Origin of the sequence: Methyloglobulus sp. (genome assembly GCF_040079455.1) — a bacterium.
Taxonomy (GTDB): Bacteria; Pseudomonadota; Gammaproteobacteria; order Methylococcales; family Methylomonadaceae; genus Methyloglobulus.
Genome location: NZ_JBEBKJ010000147.1, coordinates 1 through 4,386, shown reverse-complemented (window position 1 = coordinate 4,386; position 4,386 = coordinate 1). Strand labels below are relative to the sequence as shown.

Sequence of the window (4,386 nt, the reverse complement as noted above, 5' to 3'; positions counted from 1 at the left end):
TTTGGTCGTTTCGTTTGAATGTTATTCATATTCATGGTCACCTCTAATGACATTATAAATCTGCCTCTAGAAGTGTCCTGTTTAATTAAACCATTTCACAGGGAGGTGCTAATGTCGCGGGAGGAAGGAAGCCGGGAGCGACCAATTATGAAGATATCAAAGGCTTTTGTTGTTCTGCATCGATAAAAAGGGTCAAGGAACTGGATTATGTGCTGACCCCAGGCCGATACGTCGGCTTGCCGGATGAGGAGGATGATTTCAACTTTGCCGAACGGTTTATCGCGCTGAAAGCGGAGTTCGAGGCGCAGTTAATCGAAGAAACCGAACTCAATAAAGCCATTGCCGAGAATTTGGCAAGGGTCAAAATATGACACAACTCAACCCGCCAACCACAGCAAACCTCGACACGTTGTATCAAGACATCAGGCAACTGATTGAAGCAGCCAAAACCCATGTGGCTACCCAGGTAAACCAAGCCTTGGTGCTGACTTACTGGCAAATCGGCAAAACCATTAAAACCGAGCTGCTGCAAAATGCGCGATCCGAGTATGGCCTAGCGACGCTTAAACAGTTGGCACAACAGGAATATGGGGCTGGCTTTAGCTATTCCAGTTTAACCCGGATGATCAAATTCTTTAGCTACCTGCCTGAACAGGCGATTGTTGCGACAGTGTCGCAACAATTGAGCTGGCCGCACTTTGTGCTACCAGCAGAATATTTACCTGCTTTTTAAGCAAGTTGACTTCATTCATGGTTCGACGACCATCGGAAGTCCCTGTGGGCTTGTCGAAGGACTTAATTAGAGTTTCTGTAACAATAATTCGTGCTTTTTATAAAAATGCTTCAAAATAAAAATTTCATGACTTGAAAATCGATAGGACTAAATTATGTTACAAACCATAGAAGTAAAAATTGATGAAAATGGTCATATTCAGCCCGTTGAGCCGTTGGTTCGTTTACCTGTGGGGCGTGCATTATTAACCCTATTAGATAATGAAGCCCCTAATCAACCCGAAACGCCCAAAACAGAAAAACCGTTTGATGATTTATTTGGCATTATAAAAGCAACCAACACGGCATCACTTGACGATATGAAACAGGCTATTTATCAACGGGCGGCGGAACGGTTTAATGATAGCAATTGATACCAATGTTTTAGTGCGCTTGTTGATAGATGATTCTAATGCAAGAGCGCAATGTGAACAGGCACTCAATTTAGTCAACACCCATTGTGACCTATGGGTTTCAAAAATTGTTTTAGTGGAAACTGTTTGGGTTTTAGAAAGCGTTTATCAACTTAACAAAGAACAAGTTATTTTGGTTTTAGAAAAACTGGTTCAACACCCCCATATCCATTTAGAAAATGCCGAACACATAGATAGCGTTTTAACTGTCTTTAGTGCCAGCAATGCAGATTTTTCCGATTGTTTAATTCTCGATGATGCACAGAACAAGCAACTGGTATTGCATACTTTCGACCGTAAATTGGCGCGGCTGCATGGCGCTAAACGGGTTGGCGATGATGTGGAATAAATGTGTCGCGACCTGAAAACTTACTCCAAAGCAGTGTTGCAAGCCAATTTGCATAAAGCCCTGCTTGAAGCCAAAGCGCGGCTGGAATTTCAGCGTAAAGGGGATGGCGATGATTGATGTGTTTTATAAGGCCATTGCCTGGAATTTGGAAAGGATTAAGTTGTGAGTGAGAGGCAACATATAACATTAGGAGAAGTTGCAAACATTCAAACTGGACCTTTTGGCAGTCAACTTCATTCATCGGATTACGTTGAGATCGGCATACCTTCAATAATGCCAACCAATATTGGTTCTCGCTTGGAGATTAACAGAAATAATATCGCTTGTATTTCACAAATCGATGCACAACGACTAGATAAATATTTAGTGCAGGATGGGGACATTGTATATAGCCGCCGAGGTGATGTAGAAAAGTGCGCTTATATAACAAAAAACGAATCAGGATGGCTTTGTGGAACTGGTTGCTTACGAGTTCGATTTATTTCAGATGAAGTTTCTCAAAAATTTTGTGCATATTATCTATCAACAGAAGAAATGAGAGGATGGGTAAGTGGTCATGCTGTTGGGACGACTATGCCAAATTTGAATTCTTCCATTTTGAGACGATTACCGTTATTACTTCCATCGCTCCCCGAACAAAAAGCCATCGCTGCCGTCCTTAGCAGCCTGGACGATAAAATCGACCTGCTGCACCGCCAAAACCAAACCCTCGAAGCCTTGGCCGAAACGCTGTTCCGGCAGTGGTTTGTAGTCGAGGCGCAGGAGGGTTGGGAGGAAAAGAAGCTAAAAGACGTTGTTGATATTGCAATCGGTCGGACACCACCAAGGCAACAATACCAATGGTTTTCAACAAGCTCGAACGATGTGAAATGGATTTCGATTAAAGACTTAGGCAATGATGGGGCTTATATTTTTCAAACATCTGAATACTTAACACAGGCCGCAATTGAGCAATTCAACATTCCTGTCATTCCAGAAAACACTGTGGTGCTAAGTTTTAAAATGACCGTCGGACGAGTTGCTATTACAACTTCTACCATGCTTTCAAATGAAGCCATAGCACATTTCAAATTCAATTCTAAAACACCGTTTACTCAAGAATATCTGTATCTATTTTTGAAGAATTACAAGTACGATTTGCTTGGCAGCACCTCATCAATTGTAACTTCCATAAATTCTGCGATGATTAAAGAAATGGAAATTATTATTCCTGACAATATCACAATGAAGAAATTTGAAATTATTTCTAAATCGTTTTTTAAAAAAATACGGGAAAACCAAAGTCAAATCCGCACCCTAGAAACCCTCCGCGACACCCTTTTACCCAAACTGATGAGCGGCGAAGTGCGTGTCCGTTTCGATGAGGAAACGGCATGAGTTTTTATAATATTTACTGCGACGAATCCTGCCATCTGGAAAACGATCACACGAAAGCGATGAGTTTGGGTGCTATCTGGTGTGAAAAACAAGATGTTGCCAATATTGCAGAACAAATAAGGCAACTTAAGGCGGCGCATGGCTTGTCTCGGCAATTTGAAATCAAGTGGACTAAGGTATCACCTGCTAAGTTGGGGTTCTATCAAGCGTTAATCGAACTGTTTTTTAATACGCCAGCATTACATTTTAGGGGTGTAGTTATTCCTGATAAGTCGCTACTCCGTCATGAGCAATTTGAACAAAACCACGATCATTTTTATTACAAAATGTTTTTTACGTTGTTAAAAACCATTTTTAGCCCTGACCATCAGTACGCCATTTACCTGGATATTAAGGACACGCGCAGCCAAGAGATGGTGGAAGGCTTGCACCGTTGTTTATGTAATAGCCAATATGATTTTAATCGTGACAGCATCCAACGCATTCAACAAATCCGTTCGCATGAATCCGAACTGTTACAGATAACCGATTTGCTGATTGGAGCATTATCTTATTTCCATCGTGATTTGCAGACCAGCACGGCTAAGCAGACATTAATCAGACAAATTAAACAGTTATCGGGTTATAGCCTTGAGCGCAATACCTTATTGCGGGAGGAAAAATTTAACCTTTTGGTATGGCAAGCTCGGGAATTTAATTAATGACCTTGCCCGATTTGTTCCCTTTCAAGGGCGATTGGCCCTCTTATGAAGACGGTTTGTATCAGATTTATTTAACGGAAATTGCACATGCCAAGTTGTGCTTTAAAGGCTTGCCGATTAGTTGCCAATATCGCCCGGAATCAAAAAATAAACATTTTGGTTTTTGGCATGTAATTTCAGAAGGGGAAGTAGAGGACGACAGAACACCTGATTTTCGGCGTTGCGAACGTATACGCTGGATTGCCTATTTAATTACCGAAGCTGAAACGAATAACGAAATTTCATGGTGGGAAAATAAACGTAAGGGCAGTAAGCGTGTTGTCATCTGGCACGAATCAGAAGACTTTGCCGTTGTTTTGGAATATCGCAAGAGTTATTACTTACTGAAGACTGCGTATTATTTAGATAAGCCGCATCGAAAAGCGACATTCAAAAAGGAGCGGGATAATTTTTGGAAAGCCCAGAAAGGCTGAAGCCGCCCCAGTAAACTGACGCGGCTTCGAATGCTCTTTCTACAACATGGTAGATGAGACTCACCTTAAGGTAATGCATAAACGCATAATTTTCAATAGTAAGAGTAAAATATATATGACTAAGTTCACAGAAGCGACTATTGAAAGCTTCGCTATCAACCTATTTGAACACTTAGGTTACAACTACATTCATGCACCTGACATTGAAATGGTTTAATTAAACAGGACACTTCTAGAGGCAGATTTATAATGTCATTAGAGGTGACCATGAATATGAATAACATTCAAACGAAACGACCAAA

General features: G+C 41.2%; 7 protein-coding genes. All 7 read left to right on the top strand.

Going from position 1 to position 4,386, the window contains the following annotated elements; all coding sequences use genetic code 11:
- Positions 1 to 209: 209 nt before the first annotated feature.
- The 7 genes from ABL924_RS18005 (at position 210) to ABL924_RS17975 (ending at position 4,084) form a co-directional block, all read left to right on the top strand.
- Positions 210 to 371 carry a hypothetical protein gene (locus tag ABL924_RS18005; RefSeq protein WP_349028478.1) on the top strand — a complete coding sequence of 54 codons (162 nt, stop codon included), beginning with the start codon at positions 210 to 212 and terminating at the stop codon, positions 369 to 371.
- Positions 368 to 733 carry a DUF1016 N-terminal domain-containing protein gene (locus ABL924_RS18000; RefSeq protein ID WP_349028477.1) on the top strand — a complete coding sequence of 122 codons (366 nt, stop codon included), beginning with the start codon at positions 368 to 370 and terminating at the stop codon, positions 731 to 733. The genes ABL924_RS18005 and ABL924_RS18000 overlap by 4 nt, the downstream gene beginning before the upstream one ends.
- Before the next feature lie 154 nt (positions 734 to 887).
- Positions 888 to 1,145 carry a hypothetical protein gene (locus tag ABL924_RS17995; protein ID WP_349028476.1) on the top strand — a complete coding sequence of 86 codons (258 nt, stop codon included), beginning with the start codon at positions 888 to 890 and terminating at the stop codon, positions 1,143 to 1,145.
- Complete coding sequence (locus ABL924_RS17990; RefSeq protein ID WP_349028475.1) at positions 1,132 to 1,533, top strand: type II toxin-antitoxin system VapC family toxin; 402 nt, start codon at positions 1,132 to 1,134, stop codon at positions 1,531 to 1,533. The genes ABL924_RS17995 and ABL924_RS17990 overlap by 14 nt, the downstream gene beginning before the upstream one ends.
- Before the next feature lie 162 nt (positions 1,534 to 1,695).
- Positions 1,696 to 2,910: a restriction endonuclease subunit S gene (locus tag ABL924_RS17985; RefSeq protein WP_349028474.1), complete on the top strand. Its 1,215-nt coding sequence runs from the start codon at positions 1,696 to 1,698 to the stop codon at positions 2,908 to 2,910.
- Positions 2,907 to 3,611: a DUF3800 domain-containing protein gene (locus ABL924_RS17980; RefSeq protein WP_349028473.1), complete on the top strand. Its 705-nt coding sequence runs from the start codon at positions 2,907 to 2,909 to the stop codon at positions 3,609 to 3,611. Before ABL924_RS17985 ends, ABL924_RS17980 begins: the two co-directional genes overlap by 4 nt.
- Positions 3,611 to 4,084: a hypothetical protein gene (locus ABL924_RS17975; RefSeq protein WP_349028472.1), complete on the top strand. Its 474-nt coding sequence runs from the start codon at positions 3,611 to 3,613 to the stop codon at positions 4,082 to 4,084. The genes ABL924_RS17980 and ABL924_RS17975 overlap by 1 nt, the downstream gene beginning before the upstream one ends.
- Positions 4,085 to 4,386 lie beyond the last annotated feature (302 nt).

What these genes read in the sequence shown, in the direction of transcription:
- ABL924_RS18000 (WP_349028477.1), top strand. Translation starts at nt 368, where the DNA reads ATGACACAACTCAACCCGCCAACCACAGCAAACCTCGACACGTTGTAT.
- ABL924_RS17995 (WP_349028476.1), top strand. Translation starts at nt 888, where the DNA reads ATGTTACAAACCATAGAAGTAAAAATTGATGAAAATGGTCATATTCAG.
- ABL924_RS17990 (WP_349028475.1), top strand. Translation starts at nt 1,132, where the DNA reads ATGATAGCAATTGATACCAATGTTTTAGTGCGCTTGTTGATAGATGAT.
- ABL924_RS17980 (WP_349028473.1), top strand. Translation starts at nt 2,907, where the DNA reads ATGAGTTTTTATAATATTTACTGCGACGAATCCTGCCATCTGGAAAAC.
- ABL924_RS17975 (WP_349028472.1), top strand. Translation starts at nt 3,611, where the DNA reads ATGACCTTGCCCGATTTGTTCCCTTTCAAGGGCGATTGGCCCTCTTAT.